The 25040-nt window shown below is 67.4% G+C and carries 29 protein-coding genes; 16 read left to right on the top strand and 13 right to left on the bottom strand.

The window, feature by feature from the left end; all coding sequences use genetic code 11:
- Positions 1–107 precede the first annotated feature (107 nt).
- On the bottom strand, positions 108–1295 hold the full coding sequence (locus tag GJG85_RS24885; RefSeq protein WP_089489891.1) for a glycosyltransferase: 1188 nt from the start codon (positions 1293–1295) through the stop codon (positions 108–110).
- Positions 1296–1698: 403 nt separating this feature from the next.
- Between GJG85_RS24885 and ispH the strand changes: the two genes are divergently transcribed.
- Together ispH and hpnH are read left to right on the top strand one after the other, a co-directional pair.
- A complete protein-coding gene (gene ispH / locus GJG85_RS24890; protein WP_050013381.1) occupies positions 1699–2640 on the top strand; it encodes a 4-hydroxy-3-methylbut-2-enyl diphosphate reductase in 942 nt (313 codons plus the stop codon).
- Positions 2641–2652: 12 nt separating this feature from the next.
- Complete coding sequence (gene hpnH, locus GJG85_RS24895) at positions 2653–3813, top strand: adenosyl-hopene transferase HpnH (protein ID WP_012339213.1); 1161 nt, start codon at positions 2653–2655, stop codon at positions 3811–3813.
- Positions 3814–3967: 154 nt separating this feature from the next.
- Here the strand turns inward: hpnH and GJG85_RS24900 are convergent, their stop codons facing one another.
- The 3 genes from GJG85_RS24900 to GJG85_RS24910 all read right to left on the bottom strand — a co-directional run bounded on the left by GJG85_RS24900 (position 3968) and on the right by GJG85_RS24910 (position 5478).
- Positions 3968–4228, bottom strand: a complete 261-nt coding sequence (locus tag GJG85_RS24900) for a hypothetical protein (protein WP_050013382.1) — start codon at positions 4226–4228, stop codon at positions 3968–3970.
- A gap of 169 nt (positions 4229–4397) precedes the next feature.
- Positions 4398–4877: a hypothetical protein gene (locus GJG85_RS24905; RefSeq protein ID WP_089489892.1), complete on the bottom strand. Its 480-nt coding sequence runs from the start codon at positions 4875–4877 to the stop codon at positions 4398–4400.
- A 223-nt stretch (positions 4878–5100) separates the two neighbouring features.
- Entirely contained in the window at positions 5101–5478 is a 378-nt protein-coding gene (locus tag GJG85_RS24910; protein WP_204383939.1) for a hypothetical protein, read from the bottom strand.
- Positions 5479–5967: 489 nt separating this feature from the next.
- On the opposite strand from GJG85_RS24910, the gene GJG85_RS24915 reads away from it, so the two are divergent.
- On the top strand, positions 5968–6321 hold the full coding sequence (locus GJG85_RS24915) for a DOPA 4,5-dioxygenase family protein (protein ID WP_050013385.1): 354 nt from the start codon (positions 5968–5970) through the stop codon (positions 6319–6321).
- A 118-nt stretch (positions 6322–6439) separates the two neighbouring features.
- Positions 6440–6865: a nuclear transport factor 2 family protein gene (locus tag GJG85_RS24920; RefSeq protein WP_050013386.1), complete on the top strand. Its 426-nt coding sequence runs from the start codon at positions 6440–6442 to the stop codon at positions 6863–6865.
- A 59-nt stretch (positions 6866–6924) separates the two neighbouring features.
- On the opposite strand, the gene GJG85_RS24925 is transcribed toward GJG85_RS24920, so the two are convergent.
- The 3 genes from GJG85_RS24925 to GJG85_RS24935 all read right to left on the bottom strand — a co-directional run bounded on the left by GJG85_RS24925 (position 6925) and on the right by GJG85_RS24935 (position 10051).
- The gene (locus GJG85_RS24925) at positions 6925–7545 is read right to left on the bottom strand and encodes a hemolysin III family protein (RefSeq protein ID WP_050013387.1); all 621 of its coding nucleotides are present in this window, start codon (positions 7543–7545) and stop codon (positions 6925–6927) included.
- Between the two features lie 208 nt (positions 7546–7753).
- Positions 7754–7960, bottom strand: coding sequence for a YbdD/YjiX family protein (locus GJG85_RS24930; protein ID WP_050013388.1), 207 nt, complete (start codon positions 7958–7960; stop codon positions 7754–7756).
- Positions 7961–7972: 12 nt separating this feature from the next.
- Positions 7973–10051 carry a carbon starvation CstA family protein gene (locus GJG85_RS24935; RefSeq protein WP_050013389.1) on the bottom strand — a complete coding sequence of 693 codons (2079 nt, stop codon included), beginning with the start codon at positions 10049–10051 and terminating at the stop codon, positions 7973–7975.
- A 269-nt stretch (positions 10052–10320) separates the two neighbouring features.
- Here GJG85_RS24935 and dapF point away from each other — a divergent pair, with 269 nt between their 5' ends.
- From dapF to GJG85_RS24975, 8 genes are all read left to right on the top strand, one after another.
- Complete coding sequence (dapF, locus tag GJG85_RS24940; protein ID WP_050013390.1) at positions 10321–11133, top strand: diaminopimelate epimerase; 813 nt, start codon at positions 10321–10323, stop codon at positions 11131–11133.
- Positions 11130–12014, top strand: a complete 885-nt coding sequence (locus tag GJG85_RS24945) for an RNA polymerase sigma-70 factor (RefSeq protein ID WP_050013391.1) — start codon at positions 11130–11132, stop codon at positions 12012–12014. The genes dapF and GJG85_RS24945 overlap by 4 nt, the downstream gene beginning before the upstream one ends.
- 209 nt (positions 12015–12223) lie before the next feature.
- Positions 12224–12703 carry a carboxymuconolactone decarboxylase family protein gene (locus GJG85_RS24950; protein ID WP_050013392.1) on the top strand — a complete coding sequence of 160 codons (480 nt, stop codon included), beginning with the start codon at positions 12224–12226 and terminating at the stop codon, positions 12701–12703.
- Between the two features lie 75 nt (positions 12704–12778).
- Positions 12779–13180 (top strand): cupin domain-containing protein, encoded by a 402-nt coding sequence (locus tag GJG85_RS24955; RefSeq protein ID WP_089489896.1) that lies wholly within the window; start codon positions 12779–12781, stop codon positions 13178–13180.
- Positions 13181–13290: 110 nt separating this feature from the next.
- On the top strand, positions 13291–14295 hold the full coding sequence (locus tag GJG85_RS24960; protein WP_050013394.1) for a LysR family transcriptional regulator: 1005 nt from the start codon (positions 13291–13293) through the stop codon (positions 14293–14295).
- A gap of 205 nt (positions 14296–14500) precedes the next feature.
- Positions 14501–15256, top strand: a complete 756-nt coding sequence (locus GJG85_RS24965) for an SDR family oxidoreductase (protein ID WP_050013395.1) — start codon at positions 14501–14503, stop codon at positions 15254–15256.
- Positions 15257–15281: 25 nt separating this feature from the next.
- Positions 15282–15797, top strand: a complete 516-nt coding sequence (locus GJG85_RS24970) for an Ohr family peroxiredoxin (RefSeq protein ID WP_050013396.1) — start codon at positions 15282–15284, stop codon at positions 15795–15797.
- Between the two features lie 40 nt (positions 15798–15837).
- Complete coding sequence (locus GJG85_RS24975; protein ID WP_204383941.1) at positions 15838–16590, top strand: SDR family oxidoreductase; 753 nt, start codon at positions 15838–15840, stop codon at positions 16588–16590.
- A gap of 56 nt (positions 16591–16646) precedes the next feature.
- On the opposite strand, the gene GJG85_RS24980 is transcribed toward GJG85_RS24975, so the two are convergent.
- Together GJG85_RS24980 and GJG85_RS24985 are read right to left on the bottom strand one after the other, a co-directional pair.
- Complete coding sequence (locus tag GJG85_RS24980; protein WP_050013398.1) at positions 16647–17075, bottom strand: PRC-barrel domain-containing protein; 429 nt, start codon at positions 17073–17075, stop codon at positions 16647–16649.
- Positions 17076–17513: 438 nt separating this feature from the next.
- Positions 17514–18644, bottom strand: a complete 1131-nt coding sequence (locus tag GJG85_RS24985; RefSeq protein ID WP_050013399.1) for a 3-deoxy-7-phosphoheptulonate synthase — start codon at positions 18642–18644, stop codon at positions 17514–17516.
- Positions 18645–18927: 283 nt separating this feature from the next.
- Between GJG85_RS24985 and GJG85_RS24990 the strand changes: the two genes are divergently transcribed.
- Together GJG85_RS24990 and GJG85_RS24995 are read left to right on the top strand one after the other, a co-directional pair.
- Positions 18928–19482, top strand: coding sequence for a hypothetical protein (locus GJG85_RS24990; protein ID WP_050013400.1), 555 nt, complete (start codon positions 18928–18930; stop codon positions 19480–19482).
- Between the two features lie 28 nt (positions 19483–19510).
- Entirely contained in the window at positions 19511–19933 is a 423-nt protein-coding gene (locus GJG85_RS24995; protein ID WP_124556551.1) for a hypothetical protein, read from the top strand.
- A 99-nt stretch (positions 19934–20032) separates the two neighbouring features.
- Here the strand turns inward: GJG85_RS24995 and GJG85_RS25000 are convergent, their stop codons facing one another.
- Positions 20033–20743 (bottom strand): YceH family protein, encoded by a 711-nt coding sequence (locus GJG85_RS25000; protein ID WP_050013493.1) that lies wholly within the window; start codon positions 20741–20743, stop codon positions 20033–20035.
- A gap of 408 nt (positions 20744–21151) precedes the next feature.
- On the opposite strand from GJG85_RS25000, the gene GJG85_RS25005 reads away from it, so the two are divergent.
- Positions 21152–21913, top strand: coding sequence for an SDR family oxidoreductase (locus tag GJG85_RS25005; protein WP_124556552.1), 762 nt, complete (start codon positions 21152–21154; stop codon positions 21911–21913).
- Between the two features lie 17 nt (positions 21914–21930).
- On the opposite strand, the gene GJG85_RS25010 is transcribed toward GJG85_RS25005, so the two are convergent.
- The 3 genes from GJG85_RS25010 to GJG85_RS25020 are packed head-to-tail and all read right to left on the bottom strand — an operon-like array spanning position 21931 to position 24361.
- A complete protein-coding gene (locus GJG85_RS25010; protein WP_176016307.1) occupies positions 21931–22635 on the bottom strand; it encodes an MOSC domain-containing protein in 705 nt (234 codons plus the stop codon).
- On the bottom strand, positions 22632–23528 hold the full coding sequence (locus tag GJG85_RS25015; RefSeq protein WP_204383943.1) for a dihydrodipicolinate synthase family protein: 897 nt from the start codon (positions 23526–23528) through the stop codon (positions 22632–22634). The genes GJG85_RS25010 and GJG85_RS25015 overlap by 4 nt, the downstream gene beginning before the upstream one ends.
- A gap of 50 nt (positions 23529–23578) precedes the next feature.
- Complete coding sequence (locus tag GJG85_RS25020; RefSeq protein ID WP_050013405.1) at positions 23579–24361, bottom strand: aldolase; 783 nt, start codon at positions 24359–24361, stop codon at positions 23579–23581.
- Between the two features lie 134 nt (positions 24362–24495).
- On the opposite strand from GJG85_RS25020, the gene GJG85_RS25025 reads away from it, so the two are divergent.
- Positions 24496–25038 carry an XRE family transcriptional regulator gene (locus GJG85_RS25025; RefSeq protein ID WP_050013406.1) on the top strand — a complete coding sequence of 181 codons (543 nt, stop codon included), beginning with the start codon at positions 24496–24498 and terminating at the stop codon, positions 25036–25038.
- Positions 25039–25040 lie beyond the last annotated feature (2 nt).

The raw sequence follows: 25040 nt of genomic DNA on the forward strand, positions 1-25040 counted from the left end.
GCCGGAAACCGGCCAAAAAGCAAACAGCCCGGATCGGCTAGCGTCGATCCGGGCTGTGTGTTTTCAGCGTTCCGGTTGATCGGGACGGCCGGCCTCCGCCGGCGTGGTCAACGCTCCACCGGCGCCTGCACGCGCGCCTTCCACTGGCCGCCCTTGCCGCGCCAGTAACGCCACGCGGACGCGAACGTCGCGCCCACATAGAACAGCGCGACGAGCGGCAGGGCAGGCGCCCACAGCGGCGAGCGCCGGTAGTAGCGCAGCATCGGCGCATACGCGGCGCACATCGACGCCCACGCGAGCCATGCCGGCCACGCGCGCGCACCGTAGGCGAGCGCGACAACCGGCGGCACCAGATAGATGATCGTCATCCCGAGCAGCGTGCCGGCCAGCAGCAGCGGCGAATAGTGCAGCTGCGTGAACGCGGTGCGCGCGATCATGTTCCAGATGTCGCGCCAGCTGTCGTATGGGCGCAGCGACACGCTGCGATCGGCGAGATCGAGCCGGATCGGATGGCGGCCGCTGCCGCGATGCTTGATCTGCGCGGCGAGGCTGCAGTCGTCGATCAGCGCGCCGCGAATCGATTCGATGCCGCCCGCTTCCTCGAGCGCCGTGCGCTTCACGAGCATGCAGCCGCCGGCGGCGCCGGCCGTCCGGTTGCGCGGGTTGTTGATCCACGAGAACGGGTACAGCTTCGCGAAGAAGAACACGAACGCCGGGATCAGCGCCTTTTCCCAGAACGAGTCGCAGCGCAGCCGCACCATCAGCGACACGAGATCGCGCTGCTCGGCCTGCGCGCGCGTGACGAGTTGCGCGACGGCGTCGGACGGATGGCCGATGTCGGCATCCGTCAGCAGCAGGTAGTCGGCCGGCAGGCCGAGCGTCTGCACCGCCGCGATTCCCTGCGACTGCGCCCACACCTTGCCCGACCAGCCGGCCGGCAGCGGCTTCGCGCTCAGCACCGTCAGCCGGTCGGCGCGGTTGATCGCGAGCGCGGCCGCGCGGGCCGCGTCGGCGGTGCCGTCGTCGCTGTGGTCGTCGACGATGATCAGGTGGAAGTCGCCCGGATAGTCCTGCTCGAGCAGCGAAGTCGCCGCCCGGGCGATCACGTCGGCTTCGTTGCGCGCCGGCACGACCGCCACGACGGCCGGCCAGCCGGCCTCGGCCGCCGCGCCGCGCGCGTCGGGCGGCAGCGGCCGTGCGGGCTGCGCGCGCCAGAAGCCGCCGCGCGCGACGAGCAGCACGATCCAGATCACCAGCGACAGGCCGGACACCAGGAAAGCGATCGCGAGCATCATCGGCCTGCCTCCTGCCGCCCGTCGGCTCGTTCGGTAGAAATAAGGGTCTGGAACAAAACGCCCGACGCCGCACGGGCGGACGGGCAATACGCGTGAGAATCGACGGTCATCGAATGGCCTTGAAATGAGCGCGACGGCGGGCAGCCGGAGCGGCCGCCCGCGAAACCGCGCAGTTTACCGGGTTCCGCGCGCGCCAGCGCCGACGCGGCTCTCCCGCAATTGCAACGGTGTCGACACGGCACCGAAGCACGGACGGCCCGATAGGGTTAAAATGCGCGATTAATTCGGGGTTCCGGGGCCTGGCCGGCCGGTTCGTTCCTGCCTTCATAACATCAAGCCGGGGCGAGCAAGCGCGTGCCAAGCGCCTCGAACCCCGGCGTCTGTCGTCGGAGTTCGCTCACTTATGCGAGTCATCCTTGCCCAGCCCCGCGGCTTCTGTGCGGGGGTTGTCCGTGCGATCGAGATCGTCGATCGCGCGCTGCAACAGCACGGTGCGCCGGTCTATGTGCGTCATGAGATCGTGCACAACCGGCATGTCGTCGAAAATCTGCGTAATAAAGGGGCACGATTCGTTGAGGAACTCGACGAGGTGCCGCACGGCGCTGTCGCGATCTTCAGCGCGCACGGTGTCGCCCAGACGGTCGAGCGCGACGCGCAAACGCGCGGGCTCGACGTGCTCGACGCGACCTGCCCGCTCGTCACGAAAGTGCACGTACAGGGCCGCCAGTACGTCGCGGCGGGCCGCCGGCTGATCCTGATCGGCCACGCGGGCCACCCGGAAGTCGAAGGCACGATCGGCCAGATTCCGGCCGAGGTGATCCTCGTGCAGAGCGAAGCCGAAGTCGATACGCTGACGCTGCCCGTCGATACGCCGGTCGCGTACATCACGCAGACCACGCTGTCGGTCGACGACACGCGCGGCATCATCGAAGCGCTGCAGCGCCGGTTCACCGACCTCGTCGGCCCGGACACGCGCGACATCTGCTATGCGACGCAGAATCGCCAGGCCGCCGTGCGCGAGCTGAGCGAACAGGTTGACGTGCTGCTCGTCGTCGGTGCGACGAACAGCTCGAACTCGAACCGCCTGCGCGAGATCGGCACCGAAAGCGGTGTACCGAGCTATCTCGTCGCCGACGGCTCGGAAGTGAAAGCCGAATGGTTCGCGGGCGTGCAGACGGTCGGCCTGACCGCCGGCGCGTCGGCGCCCGAGGAAATGGTCGAGGATGTAATCGGCGCGCTGCGCGCGCTGGGGCCCGTCGATGTCGCGACGATGGCGGGCCGTGAAGAAAAAGTCGAATTCAAGTTGCCGGCGAAGCTCACGCAAGCTGTCGCCCGCGAAGTTTAAGGAGGACATCCCTTGTCTATTCCGCTGCTCCAGCAAGTCCGTGTCGGCGCCTACATCGTGCGCCAGCACCTGTCCGGCAACAAACGCTATCCGCTCGCGCTGATGCTCGAGCCGCTGTTCCGCTGCAACCTCGCGTGCAACGGCTGCGGCAAGATCGATTATCCGGATCCGATCCTGAACCAGCGCCTGTCCGTCGAGGAATGCCTGCAGGCCGTCGACGAGTGCGGCGCACCCGTCGTGTCGATCGCCGGCGGCGAGCCGCTGCTCCACAAGGAGATGCCGGAAATCGTCAAGGGCATCATGAAGCGCAAGAAGTTCGTGTACCTGTGCACGAATGCGCTGCTGATGGAAAAGAAGATGGACGACTACCAGCCGAGCCCGTATTTCGTCTGGTCGGTCCACCTCGACGGCGACAAGGAAGCGCACGATCACTCGGTGTCGCAGGAAGGCGTGTACGACAAGGCCGTCGCGGCGATCAAGGAAGCGAAGCGCCGCGGCTTCCGCGTGAACATCAACTGCACGCTGTTCAACGATGCGGTGCCGGAACGCGTCGCGAAGTTCTTCGACACGCTGGGCCCGATCGGCGTCGACGGCATCACCGTGTCGCCGGGCTATGCATACGAGCGCGCGCCGGATCAGCAGCACTTCCTGAACCGCGACAAGACGAAGAACCTGTTCCGCGAAATCCTGAAGCGCGGCGAAGGCGGCAAGCGCTGGTCGTTCAGCCAGTCGTCGCTGTTCCTCGACTTCCTGGCCGGCAACCAGACGTACAAGTGCACGCCGTGGGGCAACCCGGCGCGTACGGTGTTCGGCTGGCAGAAGCCGTGCTACCTGGTCGGCGAAGGTTACGTGAAGACCTTCAAGGAACTGATGGAAACGACGGAGTGGGACAACTACGGCGTCGGCAACTACGAGAAGTGCGCGGACTGCATGGTCCACTGCGGCTTCGAGGCCACGGCCGTGATGGACACGATCTCGAACCCGCTGAAGGCGCTGCGCGTGAGCCGCAAGGGCATCAAGACCGACGGCCCGTTCGCACCGGATATCTCGATCGCGAAGCAGCGTCCGGCCGAGTACGTGTTCTCGCGCCACGTCGAGATCAAGCTCGAGGAAATCCAGCGCGCCGGCAAGGGCAAGCTGCAGAAGCCGGCGAAGTCGGCGACGGCCGCTTAAGCAGCGCGGTGAGCCGCGCGGAGGGTCGCGCCTTCGCAGCGGCCTGGGATCGAAGAAGCGCCACGGAGTTCGCTCCGCGGCGCTTTTTGTTTTGGCGGACGCCGCGTGCCGCATTGCGCTCACGCGCGTGCGTGCGGCGGCGAACGTCGGTTGCCTAGCTGCGCGACTCCGCCGCGGCGATCAGTTGCCACGCGGTCGGCCCCGGATCGAGCAGCGGGTCGGACGGCGGATCGAGATCGTGCGGATGCGCGTCCTCGGACGGCAGCATCTGCCATTTCGCAATGCCGATTTCGTCGCCGCACACGGTGCATCGATAGATGCCCGCCACCGTCACCTTGCTGCCCGGCGGCAGATTCTCGCTGAATGCGCGGCCACTTCCGCACGTGAAGTAGCCGCCGCTCCTGTATAGCGCCATCGCTCCTCCTGACCGAAACGAATGCGTTCGCGTCGACACGCACGATCGCCGCAAACGCGAGGATGGATCCTCGTCGCCCGGCCACGCCGGGTTCCAGTCGTGTCATTAGACGGCGCGCGGCCGCGCGATGGAATCGGACGGGTATGAAACGCGGCCCGCGGCCAGCGATTCAATGCAGAACGGCCGGCGCCCGCATCTTCGCCGCCGCCTGCGCGACGATCCCCGGCTGTTCGGCGGAAGCGAACGTGCAGACGTGACGCCACAGCTCGGCCAGCCGATGCCGCGTGAGCGTCGCGACGCATGCGTCGTTCGCGGCGAGCACGCGTTCGAGCACCGCGCATTCGTCGTCGTGCAGCGTCCATGCACCGCTTCGCGCGGCGCGCGCCACGCTCGCGTCCAGCACGCGCTCCGCGTCGACGCACAGGTCGATGGTCGCGTCGGGAGAGACCACATCGTCGAGCGCGAGGAACACCAGATACACGCTCGTGCGCAGCCTCATCAGCAGCGTTTCGCTACCGTGCTCGCCGCGCAGCGCGACCAGCGCCATGTGGCATTTCAGCGAGATGTCGCGTGCATGCGCGGGCGGCAGCGGCAGCAGCCATTCGCGCGTCAACGGCGGATGGCGACGGCCTTTCCGGGCAGCCTTCATGATCCGCCCTCGCTCGCGCTCGCGTCGTCCGCCGTCGCCCCGGACCGCGCGTCGCCGCATGCAACCGCGCACCCGCCCGCGTCGCGCAGGTCGTCCGCTCGGCGTCGCATGCCGTGCACATCGGCGCGCCGCCGTGCCGCGCACGCGTGCGGCGGCCTGCGTATCGCCGACGCACGCCACCCGCCGAGCAATCGGTCAGCGCATGCCATGTTCGTCTCCTGTGTCAAAACGTGTTGTCGCCCTTCAGGTAGTACGCGGTTTTCACGAAGAACGCCTTCACCGGATGGCCGCTCTGCACGTCGCGGGCCGCCCGCGCTTGCATCGCGGCTTTTTCGTCGGGCCACCGGTTGGGCACCGGGTTGTACACGCGCTCGAGCGCACGTTGCATCGCGAGCGGATAGTTCTGGTTGCCGGCCGTCGTCGCGCGATAGCCGGCACGCGTCATCTGCATCAGCTGCACATCGGTTTCGGCACGCGCCGCCGACCAGGTCAACGGCGCGGCATGCGACGTGTCGGCGACGCCGATCGACTGCGCGAAGCTGACGGCCGGCAGCGCAGCGAGTGCGCAGGAAAGAACGGCAACGGGAACGAGGGATCGCATAATGGCCTCCAGATGGTTGTCCCCGCATCGATCCAGCATCGATGCGTTGAAATCATCGTATGTCGGGCCGCATCCCGCTTGAATAGCCGAATCCGCAATTGTTATTTTCAGCCGCGCATTCGGCGTGCGAACTGCGTCATTCGCGTATCCCTTCGAAATGGAATTTCTTTATTTCATTCAACGATCTGATCGGACTTTGACCGGCGATCCGGTGGGGCACTCACCGCGCTCTTTCAATTTCCGAAATGACGTGTTGCCGACGGAAATCCGGCCGACGCGCCTGCGCACAAGGCTTCCGGCGTGTTATCGCGCACACGGATACCATCGAAGCGATCGAGTCGGATCAGCCGATTCTTCTGATGCAGGACAAATCACTCGCATCGGCCCGCCGGATTGAGACGCGACGCAATCTGCCAGGACGCGCGATAATCACGCATCGACCGTTTCGCACGGCATCCCAGGCATTTTCATTTTTAATCGAGTCTTCCCATGGCTGCTCTCGACACTACCGCCATCGACAGCTGGCACGCGCACGTCTATTTCGATGCGGCAAGCCGCGACGCGGCCTGGGCATTTCGCCAGGTCGTCGACGCGCGGTTCGGCGCGGTCATCGAACTCGGCCGCTTTCACGAACGCCTCGTCGGCCCGCATCCGGCGTGGTCGTACCAGATCGCGTTCGATGCCGCGCGATTCGACGACATCGTGCCGTGGCTCGTGCTGAACCACGGCGCGCTCGACATCTTCCTGCATCCGAATACGCACGACGAACTGCGCGACCACCGCGATTGCGCGGTGTGGATCGGCAAGTCGCATGCGCTGAATCTCGACGCGCTGGCCGGCTAGGCGCCACCCGCAGAGCGCCCGCGGCGCGGCCCGGCATCCACGTTTCGGGTCGACGTGAAACGTCTCGCGGCGGCGCACCCCTACAGTGGTTTCCGTGATCGACTTCCGGAAACCCGCCATGACACCCGCAGACACCGATGCCGATGCCCGGCGCATCCATGACGACTGGCACGCGGCCGTCGTCGCCCGCGACCTCGACGCGCTGATGTCGCTGTATGCCGACGACGCGGTGCTCGAAACGCCGCTCGTCGTCGCCACGCTGCCCGAACACGGCTCGGGCGTGCTGCACGGCAAGGCCGCGATCGGCGCGTTCTTCGCGGCCGGCCTGCGCAATCCGGACAACCCGCTCGGACGCTGGTACCGGACCGGGCTGTTCTTCTCGAACGGCCGCCAGCTCGTCTGGGAATACCCGCGCGCCACGCCGGACGGCGATCAGGTCGATCTCGTCGAGGTGATGGATCTGCGCGACGGGTTGATCGCGCATCATCGCGTGTACTGGGGATGGGTGGGCTTCGGCGCGCTGCGGGACGCGCCGCGCCGGTAGCGCATGCTGCGGCCGACTCGCGACGCGCGGAGCATCACGCGCTCAACGCGCCATGCCCCTCACGCGACGTACATCGCGACACTGACGAACTGGCACAGGCTGCCGGCCAGCACGAACAGGTGCCAGATACCGTGTCCGTGGCGGATGCGTTCGTCGTTGATGAAGAAGTAGATCCCCGCGCTGTAGATCACGCCGCCGGCCACGAGCCATGCGGTGCCGACCGGCGGCAGCGCGTGGATCAGCGGCCGCACGGCGACGAGCGCGAGCCAGCCCATCAGCACGTACAGGATCATCGACAGCAGGCGCGTGCGGCGCCCGAGCGTCAGCTCCTGCACGATGCCGAACACGGCGAGCCCCCAGCTCACGCCGAACAGCGACCAGCCCCACGGGCCGCGCAGCGTGACGAGCGTAAACGGCGTATAGCTCCCTGCGATCAGCAGATAGATCGCCGCATGGTCGCATTTCTGCAGGATCGCCTTCAGGCGCGGGTTGCGCACGCTGTGATAGGCCGTCGAGATCGCGTAGAGCAGGATCAGCATCGCGCCGTACACGCTGAAGCTCACCACCTTGTACGGGTCGCCTTCGAGCGCGCCCATCGTCACGAGCGCGACGAGGCCGGCCACCGACAGCACCGCGCCGACGAGATGGGAAATGCTGTTGAAACGCTCACCGACATGCACGACGTGTTCTCCTGCGGTCCATCGGGAAAAGAAAGTGCCCTAATGATACCGGCGGCCGGATGCCGCCGCGCTGCGCGCGGGCAAACGGCACGCAAGCGCCCTGCGGTGCGCGTCGTCGGCCCACCAAAGAAAAAAGCGCCGCGACAGCCATCGCGGCGCTTCCGTTTCGATACCGAACCGATTCGTCAGGCGATTGCAACGGCCCGGTTCAGCAACACTTCCCCGCCCCCGACCCGTACCGCGCATTCTGACGCTCACGGAAGAATTCCTCGTACGTCATCGGCTCGCGGTCCGGATGGGTGTCGCGCATGTGCGCGACGTAGGTATCGTAGTCGGGCAGGCCGACCATCAGCCGCAACGCCTGCCCAAGGTAACGCCCCGCGCTGCGCAGGTCGCCGCCAAGATCGCTGAACATCGCGGCCTCCCCTTAACGTCCGCTGCCGAGCGCCTGCGCGGCCGGCATCGCTTCGTACGGCGTCTCGCGCACGGTCGGCTTCGACTCGCGGCGCGCGCGCAGCACGGCGAGCAGGCCGTACACCGCGATCGCCACGACGACGAAGATGAACAGCCCGGCCAGCGCCGCATCGATGTAGTCGTTGAAGATGATCCGTTTCATCTGCGCGATCGACTTCGCCGGCGCGAGCACCTTGCCCTCGTCCACCGCGGCCTGCAGCTTCGCGGCGTGCGCGAGGAAGCTGACCTTCGGGTTCGCGTCGAAAATCTTCTGCCAGCCGGCCGTCAGCGTGCAGATCAGCAGCCACGCGGTCGGCACGATCGTCACCCAGGCGTAGCGCTCGCGCTTCATCTTGAACAGCACGACGGTGCCGAGCACCAGCGCGATCGCGGCGAGCATCTGGTTCGAGATGCCGAACAGCGGCCACAGCGTGTTGATGCCGCCGAGCGGATCGACCACGCCCTGGTACAGGAAGTAGCCCCACGCGGCCACGCACAGCGCGGTGGCGACGAGGTTGGCGGGCAGCGACTCGGTGCGCTTGAGCGCCGGGTGGAACGTGCCGAGCAGATCCTGCAGCATGAAGCGGCCCGCACGCGTGCCGGCGTCGACGGCCGTCAGGATGAACAGCGCCTCGAACAGGATCGCGAAGTGATACCAGAACGCCATCATCGCTTCGCCGCCGATCACCTGGTGCAGGATGTGCGCCATGCCGACGGCCAGCGTCGGCGCGCCGCCCGCACGCGCGATGATCGTGGTTTCGCCGACGGCCTTCGCGGTTTGCGTGAGCATGTCGGGCGTCAGCACGAAGCCCCATTGCGTGACGGTGTTCGCGACCGCTTCCGGCGTCGAGCCGAGCACGGCGGCCGGCGCGTTCATCGCGAAGTAGATGCCCGGTTCGATCACGCACGCGGCGACCAGCGCCATGATCGCGACGAACGATTCCATCAGCATCGCGCCGTAACCGATGAAGCGCGCGTTGGTTTCGTTGTCGATCAGCTTCGGCGTCGTGCCTGACGAGATCAGCGCGTGGAAGCCCGACACCGCGCCGCACGCGATCGTGATGAACAGGAACGGGAACAGGTTGCCCGCCCACACCGGGCCCGTGCCGTCGACGAACTTCGTCAGCGCGGGCATCTTGAGTTCCGGTGCGACGACCAGGATGCCGATCGCGAGGCCGAGGATCGTGCCGATCTTCAGGAACGTCGACAGGTAGTCGCGCGGCGCGAGCAAGAGCCACACCGGCAGCACCGACGCGACGAAGCCATAGCCGATCAGGATCCACGTGAGCTGCGTGCCGCTGAACGTGAACCACGCGGCGATCGCCGGCGAGGCGGCCACGTTCTGACCGAACGCGATCGCGGCCATCAGCCCGATGAAGCCGATGATCGACACTTCGCCGATGCGGCCCGGGCGGATGTAGCGCGTATAGACGCCCATGAACAGCGCGATCGGAATCGTCGCGGCGACGGTGAACGTGCCCCACGGTGAATTGGTCAGCGCCTTCACGACGATCAGCGCGAGCACCGCGAGGATGATCACCATGATCAGGAACGCGCCGAACAGTGCGATCACGCCGGGCACCGTGCCGAGCTCCATCTTGACGAGGTCGCCCAGCGAGCGGCCGTCGCGGCGCGTCGAGATGAACAGCACGATGAAGTCCTGCACCGCGCCGGCGAACACGACGCCGGCCAGGATCCACAGCATGCCGGGCGTATAGCCCATCTGCGCGGCGAGCACGGGTCCGACCAGCGGCCCGGCGCCGGCGATCGCGGCGAAGTGATGGCCGAACAGCACGTACTTGTTGGTCGGCACGTAGTCGAGGCCGTCGTTGTACTTGACCGCCGGCGTCATCCGCAGCCCGTCGAGCTGCATGACCTTGCTGGCGATGAAACGGCTGTAGAAGCGATACGCGATCAGATACACGCAGACTGCGGCGATCACGATCCAGAGGGCACTGACGCGTTCGCCGTGCGCGAGTGCGATCGTGCCGAATGCGAACGCGCCGAGCAGCGCGACCGCGATCCATAGCAGGGTACTGGAAGCCCGATTCATGGCGTCTCCTGGTCTCCAATGTGTTTTTGAGTGGATGCGGCGAGGCGCCGAACCCGCGTGACGTCGATGCGTCGTGCCACAGCCTCGCAGAGGCCGCGGCGATGGGCCGTAGTATTCCGCGCGATGGGGGAGGCTTACAAGCGGATAACTACGTATGCGGGGCTACGTAGAATTACGTAGCCCCCTGTCGCATGCGCCTCGTCGGGCAACGATTGCCCGCGACCGCCGAGCCACGTACAGTGTTCGCCTACCCCCACTCCGGAACCGCCATGCCGATCGCATTTCAGAAGATGAACGCGAATGGCGATGACTTCGTCATCGTCGACCTGCGCGATCAGGGACACGAGCAAGCGCACCGCGTCGATCGCGATCTCGTGCGGCGCATGGGCGACCGGCATCGCGGCATCGGCTTCAATCAGCTCGCATTGATCTCGGACTGCGACGACGCCACCGCGTACGTCGCCTTCCGGAATCCCGACGGCTCGACGCTCGATACCTGCGGCAGCGCGACGCGCGGCGCCGCATGGAAGCTGATGCGGGAAACCGGCGCGGCGTCGGTCGTGCTGCGCACGAATCGCGGCCGCTTGCACTGTTCGCAGGATGCGCACGGACTGATCAAGGTCGAGATGGGCGCGCCGCGGTTCGGCTGGCAGGACATACCCTTTGCCGAAGCCGCCGACACGCTCGCGCTGCCGCTGCCCGGCACACCGGCCGCCTGCAGCATGGGCAATCCGCACTGCACGTTCTTCTTCGACGATGTCGCTGCACTCGACCTCGCAACGCTCGGCCCGGCGATCGAAACGCATCCGCTGTTTCCGCGGAAAACCAACGTGCATTTCGTTCAGGTCATCGATCGCACGCACATTCGCCTGCGCATCTGGGAGCGCGGCGGCGGCGTGCCGCTCGGCTCCGGCTCGTGTTCGTGCGGCGCGGTGGTCAACGGTATCCGGCGCGGCCTGCTGGACGAGACCGTGAACGTCGAATGCGACGGCGGCAACGTGACGGTGCATTGGGATGGCACCGGCAATGTGTTCCTGAGCGGGCCGGTTGCATTCGGGTTCAGCGGGGTGTGGCTGTCATGAGCGACGACGCACAGATCTTCCACACGCTGCGTCCGCGCCTGCAAAAGATCGCGTACCGGATGCTCGGCTCCATCGCGGACGCCGAAGACATCGTGCAGGACGTGTGGCTGCGCTGGCACGACGCGGCGCGCGACGGTATCGAGAATGCCGAGGCATGGCTCGTCGCGGTCACGACCCGGACGTCGATCGACCGGCTGCGCGCGGCGAAGATCCGGCGCGAGCACTACACGGGTATCTGGCTGCCCGAGCCGGAACTCGGCGAATCGCCTGCGACGCCCGAGGAAGTGACGGAGCGCGCGAACGACGTGTCGGTCGCCTATTTGCTGCTGCTCGAGCGGTTGACGCCGGAAGCGCGCGCAGCCTTTCTGCTGCGCGAAGTGTTCGATGCCGACTACGACGAGATTGCCGACGCGATCGGCAAATCCGAAGCCGCGTGCCGGCAGCTCGTCAGCCGGGCGAAGGCCCAGTTGCGCGACGACGACAGGCCGCGCCACATCGTGCCGCGCGAAACGCACCGGCAATTGCTGCAGACCTTTTCGCATGCCCTCGCGCAGGGCGATTTTCCGTCGATCCAGGCGCTCCTCGCCGAAGATGCGATGCTGATCGGCGACGGCGGCGGCAAGGTCCAGAGTTTCCCGAAACCGATGGTCGGCGGTCGCCGCATCGCACAACTGTTCTACGCGACGTGGTTGCGCTGCGGCAGCGGCGTCGAAATGCGTCCGGTCGTGCTGAACGGCGAATGGGCGATGCTGCGCATCATCGCCGGCCAGCTCGAATCCGCGATGGCGTTCGAGACGGACGGCACGCGCATCGTCCGGATTCTCGTGCAGCGCAACCCCGACAAGCTCGCGCGCATCGCAGCCGCGTGCAGTGCTGGCTAGGGCGTGTTCACGCCCTAGCGATGGGTTGAACCCCGAAGCGCGCGTCGTGCACCGCTCGATGCGGCATTGGTGCAGCCCGCGCAACACGATGCGTCCCTGTGCGTGGCTACCGCGCGCCGGCCCACACTCCTAAGATGATTTCGCGCGGCGCCCTGCCGCCCCCGACGCCCGCGCAACGCGGGCCAGCCTCTTCGTCGCCAGGAGAAATCATGACGCAGCGTCTCAACTACATGCATCAATCGCCGGAACTGTTCCGGCAATTCCTCGAACTCAGCAACCTGCTGCGCGGCAGCGCGATCGAGGAATCGATCCGTGACCTCGTGTCCGCGCGTGCGTCGCAACTCAACGGCTGCGCATTCTGCCTCGACATGCACGTGAAGGAGGCTCGCCTGCACGGCGAGCGCGAGTTGCGCCTTCACCATCTCGCGACGTGGCGCGAATCGACGCTGTTCTCGCCGCGCGAGCGGGCTGCGCTGGCCTGGACCGAAGTACTGACGAAACTCCCCGAGCACGGCGTGCCCGACGACGTCTACGATCGCGTGCGCGGCCAGTTCTCCGAGAAGGAATTGTCGGACCTGACGTTCGAAGTGATGGCGATCAACGGCTGGAACCGCGCGAACGTGGCGTTCCGCACCGCGCCGGGCTCGGCCGACAAGGCTTACGGCCTCGACAAGGCCAATCTCGCCTGACGCCCGCGCCCGGCTACGGGCCGCTCCCTGCTTCGCCGCCGGCTGCCGGCCGGCGGCTTCACTGGAATCCATCCGATGATTCGCCTGAAACATGCCATCGCGGCCGCGCTCGTCGCCGCCTCGACCACCGGCGCTGCCCACGCGGCGCCTTCGGCCATCGTCACCCCGTTGATGACGAAGCCGCTCGACGCATACCCGGGCAAGGAAGCCCAGATGATCTCGGTCGAATACCCGCCCGGCGCGGTCGACCCGGTCCACCGTCACCACGCCGAGGCCTTCGTCTATGTCGTCGAGGGCTCGATCGTGATGCAGGTGAAGGGCGGCGAGCCCGTCACGCTGAAGCCGGGCCAGACCTTCTACGAGGGCCCGAACGATCTGCACACGGTCGGACGCAACGCGAGCCGGACGCGGCCCGCGAAGTTCATCGTGCTGCTGTTGAAGGACAAGGGCGCGCCCGTGCTCGTGCCGGAGAAATAGCCGGCCCGCACGCCGCCGCGCCCTTTTTTGAAAAAATGCGGCGGGCGGTGTCACAGGCGGCAGCGCTGAACCGTCTAGTCGCATACGGACACCACGATTCCAGCGCCTCCATGCCCGACACCTCCATCCGCCGCCCCGACGCCGACGACCCTTTCGCACGCAGCTTCTCGACCTGCTACGCCGGCGTCGTCACCTTCCTGGCCGTTGTCACGGAAGGCAGCTTCGCACGCGCCGCCGATCGCCTCGGCGTCGGCCGCTCGTCGGTCAGCCGCCACGTGCAACGGCTCGAGGATCGGCTCGACGCCCGCCTGTTCCAGCGCACGACCCGCAGCATGTCGCTGACGCGCGAAGGCGAACTCTTCTACGAAAACTGCCGGCCCGGCATCGAGCATCTGGCGCAGGCGCTCGAGGACATGCGCGAGCTGCGCAGCGGGCCGCCGAGCGGACACCTGCGCATCGGCGCGACGCCGGGCTTCGGCCGCAAGGTCATCGCGCCGCTGCTGCGCGACTTCCATGCGCGGTATCCGGACATCACGCTCGAACTGCTGTTGAACGACAGGCCCGTCGATTTCTCCGCCGACCGCATCGACGTCGCGTTTCGCGACGGCCGCATGGAGGACAGCGCGATCGTCGCGCGCCGGCTGATTCCGATGCAGATGATCGTCTGCGCGTCGCCATCGTACGCGCACCGGCACGGCTTGCCGCGCCACGTCGACGATCTCGAGCGGCATCGCTGCATCAACCTGCGCACCGCATCGGGCCGCGTGACGGAATGGGAATTCAGGATCGACGGGGCGACGCAGCAGCGCCAGATCGCCGCGCATCACACGTTCAACGACATCGATCTCGTCGTGCACGCGGCGCTCGACGGGCTCGGCATCGCGCAACTGCCCGCGTACCAGGTGTGCGACCTGCTCGCCGACGGCCGGCTGCTGAGCTGTCTCGGCCAGCACGCGCCGGACGACGGCGGCCACTATCTCTGCTACCTGAGCCGCAAGCATCTGCCCACGCGCATCCGCGTGTTCATCGACTACATGATCGAACAGACGCGGGCGCGCGATCTGCAGTGCCTGACCACGATGACGACGCTGGCGCCGCTGGAGACGGTCGATTGATGCATTCCCGGCAACATGGTGAGGGCTTGCCGGCCTCTACCGGATCGCGCGGCGCATGCCTACGATGCGGGCTGTTCGACAGGCACGCGAATACGGCGCTGCGCCGTTCGGCAACGTACCGGCCCGATCGCGCGAACGCGATGGGCGCCGGTTTCGGCAGATTCAAGCGGCGCGCATGTCGCGCGCCCGTTCAAGGAGAGCAATCGTGAAAATCGTCGTGATTGGTGGTACCGGCCTGATCGGCAGCAAGGTCGTCAGGAACCTGATCGCACGCGGCCACGACGCGGTGGCGGCCGCGCCGTCGACGGGCGTCGATACGATCACGGGCGCGGGGCTGGACGCCGCGCTGGCCGGCGCGGAGGTCGTCGTCGATCTCGCGAATTCGCCGTCGTTCGAGGAAGCGGCCGTGAAGGCGTTCTTCGAGGCGTCGGGGCGCAACCTGTTCGCCGCGGAGCGCGCGGCCGGCGTACGCCATCACGTCGCGCTGTCGGTGGTTGGCACCGACCGGCTGCAGCAGAGCGCGTATTTCCGCGGCAAGATCATCCAGGAGAACCTGATCCGCGAAGCCGGCGTGCCGTACACGATCGTGCGCTCGACGCAGTTCTTCGAATTCGTCGGCGCGATCGCGCAGGCCGGCGCGCAGGGCGACACGGTCCGCTTGACCACCGCGCACTTCCAGCCGATCGCATCGGACGACGTCGCGGCCGCCGTGACCGACTTCGCGCTCGACGCGCCGCGCAACGGCATCGCCGAAATCGGCGGCCCCGAGCGCGTGCGGATCGCCGATCTGGTCGAGCGTTTCCTGTCGGCGACGCACGACGCGCGCACGGTGACGCGCGACGCCAGCGCCGACTACTTCGGCGCCGTGCTGCAGGACGATACGCTCGTGCCGACAGCCGGTGCGCGCCTCGGCGCGACGACCTTCGACGCGTGGTTCCGGCAGAACCAGCCCGCGCGCTGAGCGCCTCGGCCGGATCACGCACATCATGACGCCGCTGCGCCCGCCGCCGCTATCGCTGCTCGACCGGTATCGCGGACGAGAACCGCAGACGCTGTACTCGACGACGGTGACCGTTACCGGCGGCGCGGCGGAGCACGGCCGCGCATCGGGCGTCGCGCGTTCCGACGACGGGCGGCTCGATGTCGAGCTGCGCCTGCCGTCCGCGCTCGGCGGACCCGGCGACGGCCCGAACCCGGAGCAACTGTTCGCCGCGAGCTATGCGGCGTGTTTTCACGGCGCGCTGAGCCTGCTGGCTGCACGGGCGGGGGTGTCGATCGCCGGTGCATCGGTGTCCGCGTCGATCGACTTCTGCCGCGATCCGATGGACGGGCTGTTCATGCTGAACGCGAACATTCGCGTGCGGCTGCCGGGCGTCGAACGCGTCGTGGCGGAAGAGCTCGTCCGCAATACGGAGCGTTTCAGTCCTTACACGAAGATGGCGCATGAGGGAATCAGCCACGTGGTGGCGCTGGCGCCGGCGGACGATGCGCACGAACGCTAAACGGCACGCACGTTCAACCCATCATCTTCACGAGAAAGTCATGCAGTCATTCGACAACAAGGTGGTCCTCATTACCGGCGGCGGCGCCGGCATCGGGCGGGCGGCGGCCGTCGCGTTCGCACGCGAAGGGGCGCGCGTCGTCATCACGGGCCGCCGCGAAGAGGCGCTTTCCGCCGCCGCGCGCAGCGCGCCGGGCATCGACTACGTGGTCGCGGATGCCGGCGATCCGGCCGACGCCACGCGCACGATCGACGAAACGGTCGCACTGGCGGGGCGGCTCGACGTGCTGGTCAACAATGCGGGCGCGGGGGCGATCCTGCCGCTCGAGTCGGCGACCTTCGACGCGATCAGCGCGATCTTCCGCGTCAATACGCTCGGACCGTCGATGCTCGCGACCGCCGCGCTGCCGCATCTGAAAGCAGCCCGCGGCAGCATTGTCAACGTGTCGAGCACGTTCGGACACAAGGCCGCGGCGCTGTTGTCGCACTATGCAGCGAGCAAGGCCGCGCTCGAGCATCTGACGCGCTGCTGGGCGCTCGAGCTCGCATCGGCGGGCGTACGCGTGAACGCCGTCGCGGCGGGCCCGACGGAAACGGACTTCCTGTCCGAACGGATGAAGCTGTCGGCACCCGACATCGAAGCAATCAAGGCGCAGGAGCGCACGCGCATTCCGCTTGGCCGGCGCGGCGAGCCCGCGGACGTCGCGAACTGGATCGTGTCGCTCGCGTCGCCGCAGGCGGCATGGATGACAGGTCAGGTGGTCACGGTCGACGGCGGACTCGACGCAACCTGACCGTCGCAAGGACGCGCGGCACGCGACGTACGACGCGTGCCGCGCGATACGGCAAATCAGTGCTTTTCGTCGACCTTCTTCGGCTTCGGCGCCGACGGCACCTTCGCGTACTGGAACGCCGGCGTGGCCTTCAGCGCTTCCTTGGTCGCACCCGGCAGGTAGATGTTGCCGTTGCGCACGTCGAGCGACGCGATCGGCACCGCGACGTCGTGCGCGGCCACGCCGAGGAAGCCGCCTGCCGACACGATCGCGGCCGACACCGAGCCGTCCGGCGCGACGATCAGGTCGCGCACCTTGCCGACTTTCTGGTTCTCGTCGTTGTACACGGTCTTGCCGAGCACGCTTTTCTTCACGCTCCAGCCTTCGAGCAGCGCCTGCGATTGCTCGACGGTCACGCTGATCGGCTGCGCGCCCGCGATCTGCGCATGCGCGCTGATGCTCGACGCGAGGACGGTTGCTGCGAGGAGGGTCTTGTAGAACTTCATGTGTGATGCACTCCGGTTCGGTTGTTGTGGATTCCGGGAACGAAGCGACGCGGGCGCAATGGCTGATCGGTGAGCGCCCGCGGATGGCCGCCCCGCGGATGGCCGCCCCGCGGATGGCCGCCCCGCGGACGGCCGCCCCGCGCTTCGTCGGTCGCGTGACGGCCGGCCGCACCGCCACTGCGTGTGTGCGTGGCCGGACTGCAGCGAGCAACACGTCTTTCATGGTAGCGGGATTCGCCGGATCGTGCGTTGAGCGTGCAACGTGGCAAGCGGGGCGGAACGGATCAGGATCAAGATTCGTGCAAACAGACGGCGCGCGCGGCGCGGAAAATCGCGCCGTGACCCGTCGATTAGCGCAATCTCACGGACGAGCGCCCGATCTTCGCGGCGTGTCGAACACATCGAATCACGCGGCGGGCGCCGCGCCGCCGCGCAGCATCACGCATTCCGCGCATACACCCGGCGATGCCGCACCGCCTCCGCCAGCACGTCGAGCACCGGCTCCGTCTGCGTCCAGCTCAGGCACGCATCGGTGATCGACACGCCGTATTGCAGCGGCACGCCCGGCTTCAGGTCCTGCCTGCCCGCCTCGAGATGGCTCTCCACCATCACGCCGACGATCCGGTGCTCGCCCTGCCCCAACTGCCGCGCGAGATCCTGCGCGACCTCGATCTGCCGCTCGTGCGACTTGTTCGAGTTCGCATGCGAGCAGTCGACCATCACCTGCTCGCGCAAGCCGGCCTTGCGCAGCACCGCGCAGCTCGCTTCGACGTGCTCCGCATCGTAATTCGGGCCGTTCTTGCCGCCGCGCAGGATCACGTGCGCGTCGTCGTTGCCGCGCGTCTCGAAGATCGCGGCCATCCCCATCTTCGTCATCCCCATGAACGCATGGCTCGCGGCCGCGGCGACGATCGCGTCCGACGCGACCTGCACGCCGCCGTCGGTCCCGTTCTTGAAGCCGATCGGGCAGCTCAGCCCGGACGCGAGCTGACGATGGCTCTGGCTCTCGGTCGTGCGCGCGCCGATCGCGCCCCACGCGATCAGGTCGGCGATGTACTGCGGGCTCAGCAGGTCGAGGAATTCGGTCGACGCCGGCAGGCCCAGCGCGTTGATGTCGAGCAGCAGTTGCCGCGCGGCGCGCAGCCCTTCGTTGATGCGGAAGCTGCCGTCGAGGCGCGGATCGTTGATGTACCCCTTCCAGCCGACCGTCGTGCGCGGCTTCTCGAAGTACACGCGCATCGTGATCAGCAGGTCGTCCTTCAGCGCGTCGGCGGCGGCCTTCAGGCGGCGCGCATAATCGAGCGCCTGGTCGTGATCGTGGATCGAGCACGGGCCGACGACGAGCAGCAGCCGGTCGTCGCGGCCGTGCAGGATGTCGCCGATCGCGCGGCGCGTATCCTCGACGAGCGTCTGCGTCGCGGCCGGCACCGGCAACTCGTCGAGCAGCAGCGCGGGAGAAATCAGCGGACGCACCGCGCCGATGCGGACGTCGTCGATGCGGGTGGTGTCCTGCGTCGCGTCGGCGCTGCCTACCTCGCGATCGTGGGAAGGATTGTCGAGGTTCTGCATGGTGATTCTCCGGGGGACATCTGTCTGGAATGATGGGCAGGCTCGATTATGGCACCCGTGCGGAACGATAGCGGGTTGCGGGGAAGTCGACCGAAATCGACACGACGGGTCGCGACGTGACGGCGATCGCAGTCCGCCGGCCATTCGGCCGAGTGGTCGCATGTCACCGCGGTGCCGTACGATCGTGGCTGTCCGCTGCCGATGCGGCCCCTCGCTCGACACCGGCGGCACCATGCGCCGCCTGCCTGCGACCGATCGTTCACCCCTTGCCCGACACGCCACGATGACCGTATCCGACCTCCTCAGCGCCATCCGCCAACCCTACGCCGACCTGCTCGCGCAAGCGGCCACGCAACCGGCCGCCGTCGTCGAGCCGGCCTACCGGAAAGCCGACGGCACGCTCGCCACCGAAGGCCCGCTCGCGCTGCCATGCCGGGCCGACACCATTCACGGCGAAGGCGAATCGGCTGGCCAGCCGGCGATGGTCGATTCGACCACACAACTCGATTTCGAGCCGTTCGCGTTCGAGCTCGAAACGGTAGCCGTATCGATCCATCCGTTCGTGTGGGACTGGGCGACGATCGAAGCCGACGGTCTCGACGAAGCCGCGGCCACCGAGGTGTTCAAGACCTGGTTCTTCGCGTGGTTCGACGCCGACGACGAAAGCATGCCGGCCGAAGACGGCCTGCACGGCATCGTTCACTATCTGTCGGAACCGGCGAACACCGAGCAAGGATGGCGCGTCAACGCGGATCTCGGCTCGGCGCCGGGCGCGGCGGTCGAGGACCTGCTGTTCCGGCTCGTCGATGCGGGCGCCACGCGAATCAGTGTCGGTTGAAGCGCTTTTCCATGACGGACAGACGAACATGAAAAAAACATTCGCGGCGTTGCTGGTGTGCATCGCATTGCCCGCGTCGGCGGAAGTCAGTACCGAAGTGCTGTGTTTTCAGACGAGCGGAGACAAACCCGTGCGCTTCGAATTGCGCACGTACTACGACGACGTGGCCAAGTGGCAAGGCGGTGTCGTCCGGTATGCGAAGTCGAAGACGGCGATCCCGCTGCTGTTCAAGCACGAGGATCACGAAGAACTGGCGGAGGGCCGACCGTACCAGTTCACGACCACGTGGTGGGAAATGGTCGACGGCAAGATCAACGGCGAGTACGAGATGACGAGCCAGGGCGCGATCGTCTATTCGATGACGTACCGCAACGCACGCACCGGCAAGCAAACGGATTTCGCGTGGGCGCAGGACGTCGATGCGTCCGCGAAGGCGGGGTGCCGCTGGTAATGCGGCTTCGGGCAGGGTTGCGGAGCGCGTTCGTCACCCGGCGCGCGCGTGAGCGCGTGTGCGCCGGTGTCACTCCGTTTCAGGTGCCTTGGGCGTCTGTCAGCCCGCGTCGCCCGGCGCATCGACGTCGATACCGAGTTCGCTCGCCATCCGCTGAACCAGCGCATTGAGTCGCGCCACTTCGTCCGCGAGGCGCTTCTGCTCGGCCTTCAGTGCCTCGAATTCGGAAGGCGGCACCGAATCCGCGCCACCGCCGGCATCCGCGCTCGCGAAGTCGGCCATGTTCACTTCGCCGCACATCAGGTGCATCCAGCGGTTCTCGCGCGCACCCGGTGCACGCGGCAGCCGGACGACGAGCGGCTGCGTGCGCGCCGCGAGTTCGTCGAGGAACGCCTCGACCGACGAGATATCCGCGAAGCCGTGCAGGCGCGCGCTGTTCAGGCGCAGCTCGGCGGCCGTCTGCGGGCCGCGCAGCAACAGGATCGTCAGCAGCGCGATCGCCTGGCTCGGGATGCCGAGCACGCGGTTCATGTTGTGCTCGAAACGCGGCACGCGGCTGCTGCTGCCTTCCATCACGAGGCTCAGGTGCTTCAGCCCGTCGAGCGCGGTCGTGACTTCGTCCTCACTGACGTTCATCACCGGCGCGCGCGCGGTTTTCTGGTTGCAGCCCGCGGTCAGCGCGTTCAGCGACAGCGGGTAGGTATCCGGCACCGTGTGCTGTTTCTCGACGAGCACGCCGAGAATGCGGGCCTCGAGGGGCGTGAGTTCGCGAAGGGCGCGGGGCGTGGGCGTATCCGGCGTGGTGTTCATGAGTAGCGTCGCGGCGTGCAGCAGGTGAAGGGAAACGATCGCGGCCCGCGCGGCATCGCGCACGGGCGAGCCATATGATAGCTCGCGGCGAGCGGCCCGGCGCCGCTCATCGCACCAGCGCGCGCACGTGCCGCGGCATGCTTTCGTCCGACGTAGCGGCGCGGCCGATCGCGCGCGGTGCAATGCGACGATGCGTGGGCCGCAGCGCCGCAGATTCGGCCTTCGCGCACGCCCCCGCGTTTGCGCGATGCCCATGCCGGCGCTACGATAGGCGCTCATCCCGATATCGAGCGCGCCGCGCGCGACCGTCTTCGCTCGTCGATACCACGCATCACTCGCCCCGAATTCACTGCCGCCGTGCGTGCGCGCCGCTCGCCACTACCGTTCACCCCTCACCGGTTCACCACCATGACTGCATCTTCTCCCGCACCCGTGCGCGCCATCGTCACCGGACACACGCGCGGCGTCGGCGCGGCGCTCGCCGAACAACTGCTGCAGGAAGGCATCGCCGTGCTCGGCGTGTCGCGCAGCCGCCATCCGTCGCTCGCGTCGCAGGCCGGCGAGCGCTTCGCCGAAGTCGAACTCGACCTGTCGGATTCCACGGCCGTCGCGGCCTGGCTGGCCGGCGACACGCTGTGCCGCTTCGTGGACGGCGCGTCGCTCGTGCTGCTGTTCAACAACGCGGGCATCGTCGATCCGATCGGCCCGCTCGCCGTGCAGGACCCGACGATCGTCGCCCGCGCGGTCGGCCTGAACGTCGCCGCGCCGCTGATGCTGTCGGCCGCGCTCGTGCAAGCCGCGTCGGCCGCGACCGAATGCCGGATCGCGCACCTGTCGAGCGGCGCGGCGCGCAACGCGTATGCGGGCTGGAGCATCTACTGCGCGACCAAGGCCGCGCTCGATCACCATGCGCGCGCCGTCGCGCTCGACGCGAACGGCGCACTGCGGATCTGCAGCGTCGCGCCGGGTGTCGTCGATACGGGCATGCAGGCCACGATCCGCGCGACCGACCAAAACAATTTCCCGATGCGCGAGAAATTCGACGAGTTGAAGGCGAGCGGCGCGCTCGCCACGCCCGAGGCCACCGCCCGACAGCTGATCGGCTATGTGCTGAGCGACGCATTCGGTAACGAGCCGACGGCCGACGTGCGCAACCTGCCGACGAAGTAAGCATCGGACGCGGCCCGTCATCCTTCGAGCCGCTTCGTCCAGTCCTCGACCTGCCGCTCCGTGCGGCGCTTCTCGAGCATCTTGCGCCAGCCGGGCGGCAGCAGCGGCACGTCGCACAGCGCGTCGAGCGCGGCCATGTCGAGCGTGCGTCGATACAGCACGTCGAGCACCGCCGACAACGGCCATTGCGGGTAGCGGCGCGCATGCAGCGCCAGCACGTCGCCCGCCGCCACCCAGCCTTCCTGCAGCACGCGGTAGTACCAGCCGGTCCGGCCGCTTTGCTGCACGAGCGCCGCCATCCTCGGATGATCGAAACGTGCGTTGAGCTTCGAGCACGGCTGCCGCGACTGCGACACCTGGAGCACCGCGCCACCCAGCGTGAACACGTCGCCGAGACACACGTCGCGCTCGGTGATGCCGCTCGTCGACAGGTTCTCGCCGAACGCGCCCGGCCGGGCGAGCACGTCGCGCGCGCCGATCTGCCCGGCCCACCACGCATAGTGATCGTGCGCATAGTGATGAACGGCCTTGTCGGGGCCGCCGTGATGCCGCGCATCGGCCTGCTCGTCGCCGGCAAAGCCGAGCGCACCCAGCCACCGGCGCGCATCGACCGGCTGCTTGTCGATCGCGCTCGCGTGCGGCGTGCCGGCGAGCGGCCGGCTCGCGCCGATCCGCACCGCGTCGATGACGGCCGCGATCGCCGGCCGCGCGTCGTCGCTCATGCCGCGGCAACCTCCGGCAGCGCCGCCAGCAGGCGCTCGAGTTCGCGCGTGCGTGCGTCGCCGAGCGGCAGCAGCGGCCGCCTCGGTTCGCCGGCGTCGAAACCGCGCAGCCTCAGTCCGGCCTTCACCGTCACCGGCAACCCGCCGTTGACGATGAACTGCAGCAACGGCAACTGCGCGTGAAAAACCGATCTGGCGCGCGCGAGATCGCCCGTGCGCATCGCGTCGAACAACGCGAGCGGCAACGCGGCATTCAGGTTCGGCGCGGCCGTGCACCATCCGGACGCGCCCGCGGCCAGCGCGGCGAGCGCCATCGGATTGCTGCCGTTGTAGAACGGAATCGTCCCGTCGCTCAACTGCGCGAGCCGGTGCATCCGGCCGATGTCGCCGGTGCTTTCCTTGACCATCGTCACGTTGTCGACGGCCCGGCAGATCGTCGCGATCAGGTCGGGCGACATGTCGACGCCGCTCGTCGCCGGGTTGTTGTACAGCATGATCGGGATGCCGATCGCGTCGCCGATCGCGCGATAGTGCGCGACGATCTCGTCGTTGCCGAGCTTCCAGTACGACACCGGCAGCACCATCACCGCATCGGCGCCGGCCTGTTCGGCGTAGCGGGCACGGCGCACCGCGCCCGCCGTGGTGAGATCGGATATCCCGACGACGGTCGGCACGCGCCGGCGCACCGCGCGAATCGACGCGGTGGCGGCGGCCTCCCATTCGGCATCGGACAGGTATGCGCTTTCGCCGGTACTGCCCAGCGGCGCGATCGCGTGAACACTGTCGGCAATCAGGCGTTCGATCAGCGCATCGAGCGCTTTCAGATCGACGTCGCCGGCGGCGGAGAACGGCGTGACCGGGTAGGCAATGATGCCTTTCAGCAGGATGGACACGATGGGTATTCCTCAATGATTGTGTGAAGAGATCGAAACGGCGCACGCGCTCAAGCGACGCAATCCCGATGCGTACGCAACGCACGGCGTGCGTAGTAGTCGAACGTCACCGCATCGCGCTTCGGCTTCGAGATCCAGTCGTGCGCTTCGCGCGCCAGCGCCGGCGGCACCGGTTTGATCTCGCCGGCCGACATCGCGAGCAGTTGCAGCTTCGCCGCGCGTTCGATCAGCAGCGCGAGGATGCACGCCTCCTCGATCGTCTTGCCGACCACCAGCTGGCCGTGATGCGACAGCAGGATCGCGCGCTTGCTGCCCAGCGCCCTCGAGATGATCTCGCCCTCCTCGTTGCCGACCGGCACGCCCGGCCAGTCCTTCAGGAACGCGCAATCGTCGTACAGCGGGCAGGTGTCCATGTGCGACACGACCAGCGGCTGTTCGAGCATCGACAGCGCCGCGACATGCGCCGGATGCGTATGGATGATGCAGTTCACGTCCGGGCGCTCGCGATAGATCCACGTATGGAACCGATTGGCCGGGTTCGGAATGCCTTCGCCATCGACGACGTCGAGATCCTCGTTGACGCGCAGCAGGTTCGCGGCCGAAATTTCGTCGAAACCGAGCCCGAGCCGCTGCGTGTAGTACGTGCCGGCCGCATCCGCGCGGCAGGTGATCTGCCCGGCCAGGCCCGAATCGTGGCCGGCGTCGAACAGGATCCGGCACGTCAGCGCGAGCTTTTGTCGCGCAGACCAGCCGCTGTCGCCCACTTCGTTTTCAAGCCGCCGCTCCGCCAGCGCGACCAGCGCTTCCTTCGTCAAATTCAGCGTTTCCGCCATGTTCGCCTCCTGAATGAACCGGGTCTGCCGCGCCGTCCGCGGCCGTTTTTTCCGGCGTTCGTGACACACGATACACCGAATGACACTTTGTGTCATGCGTTACAATCGGTTTTTCGAAGGACACCTGGCGCCCCATGACGATTCGCCTGAAGCTGCTCAGAAAACAGAAGGGCTGGACGCTCGACGTGCTGGCCGACGAGACCGGCCTCACCAAGAGCTACCTGTCGAAGGTCGAGCGCGGCCTGAGCGTGCCGTCGATCGCGGTCGCGCTGAAGCTGTCGAAGGCGCTGAACGTCGACGTCGAGCAACTGTTCTCGGAAAGCAGCAACCGCGAGCTGATCACGGTCACGCGCGCCGGCGAGCGCACCGCGATGGGCGCGGCAGCCGATAGTCACGCGCACCGCTTCGAGAGCATCGCGGCGGGCGTCGCGCCGAAGAAGATGCTGCCGTTCGTCGTGCATCCGCCCCACGAATTCGTCGCGTCGACGTTCCGCGAACACGAAGGCGAGGAATTCCTGTTCGTGCACAAGGGGCGCGTCGAAATCGAATTTCCGAACGAGACGGTGCAACTCAGGACCGGCGATTCAGTCTATTTCAACGCACTCATCCCGCACCGCACGCGCAGCCTCGGCGCCGCGCAGGCGGAGATCCTGGTCATCGTCAGCCACGACGACTAGCC

It is taken from the genome of Burkholderia sp. MS389, assembly GCF_016899425.1.
Classification (GTDB): Bacteria; Pseudomonadota; Gammaproteobacteria; order Burkholderiales; family Burkholderiaceae; genus Burkholderia; species Burkholderia sola.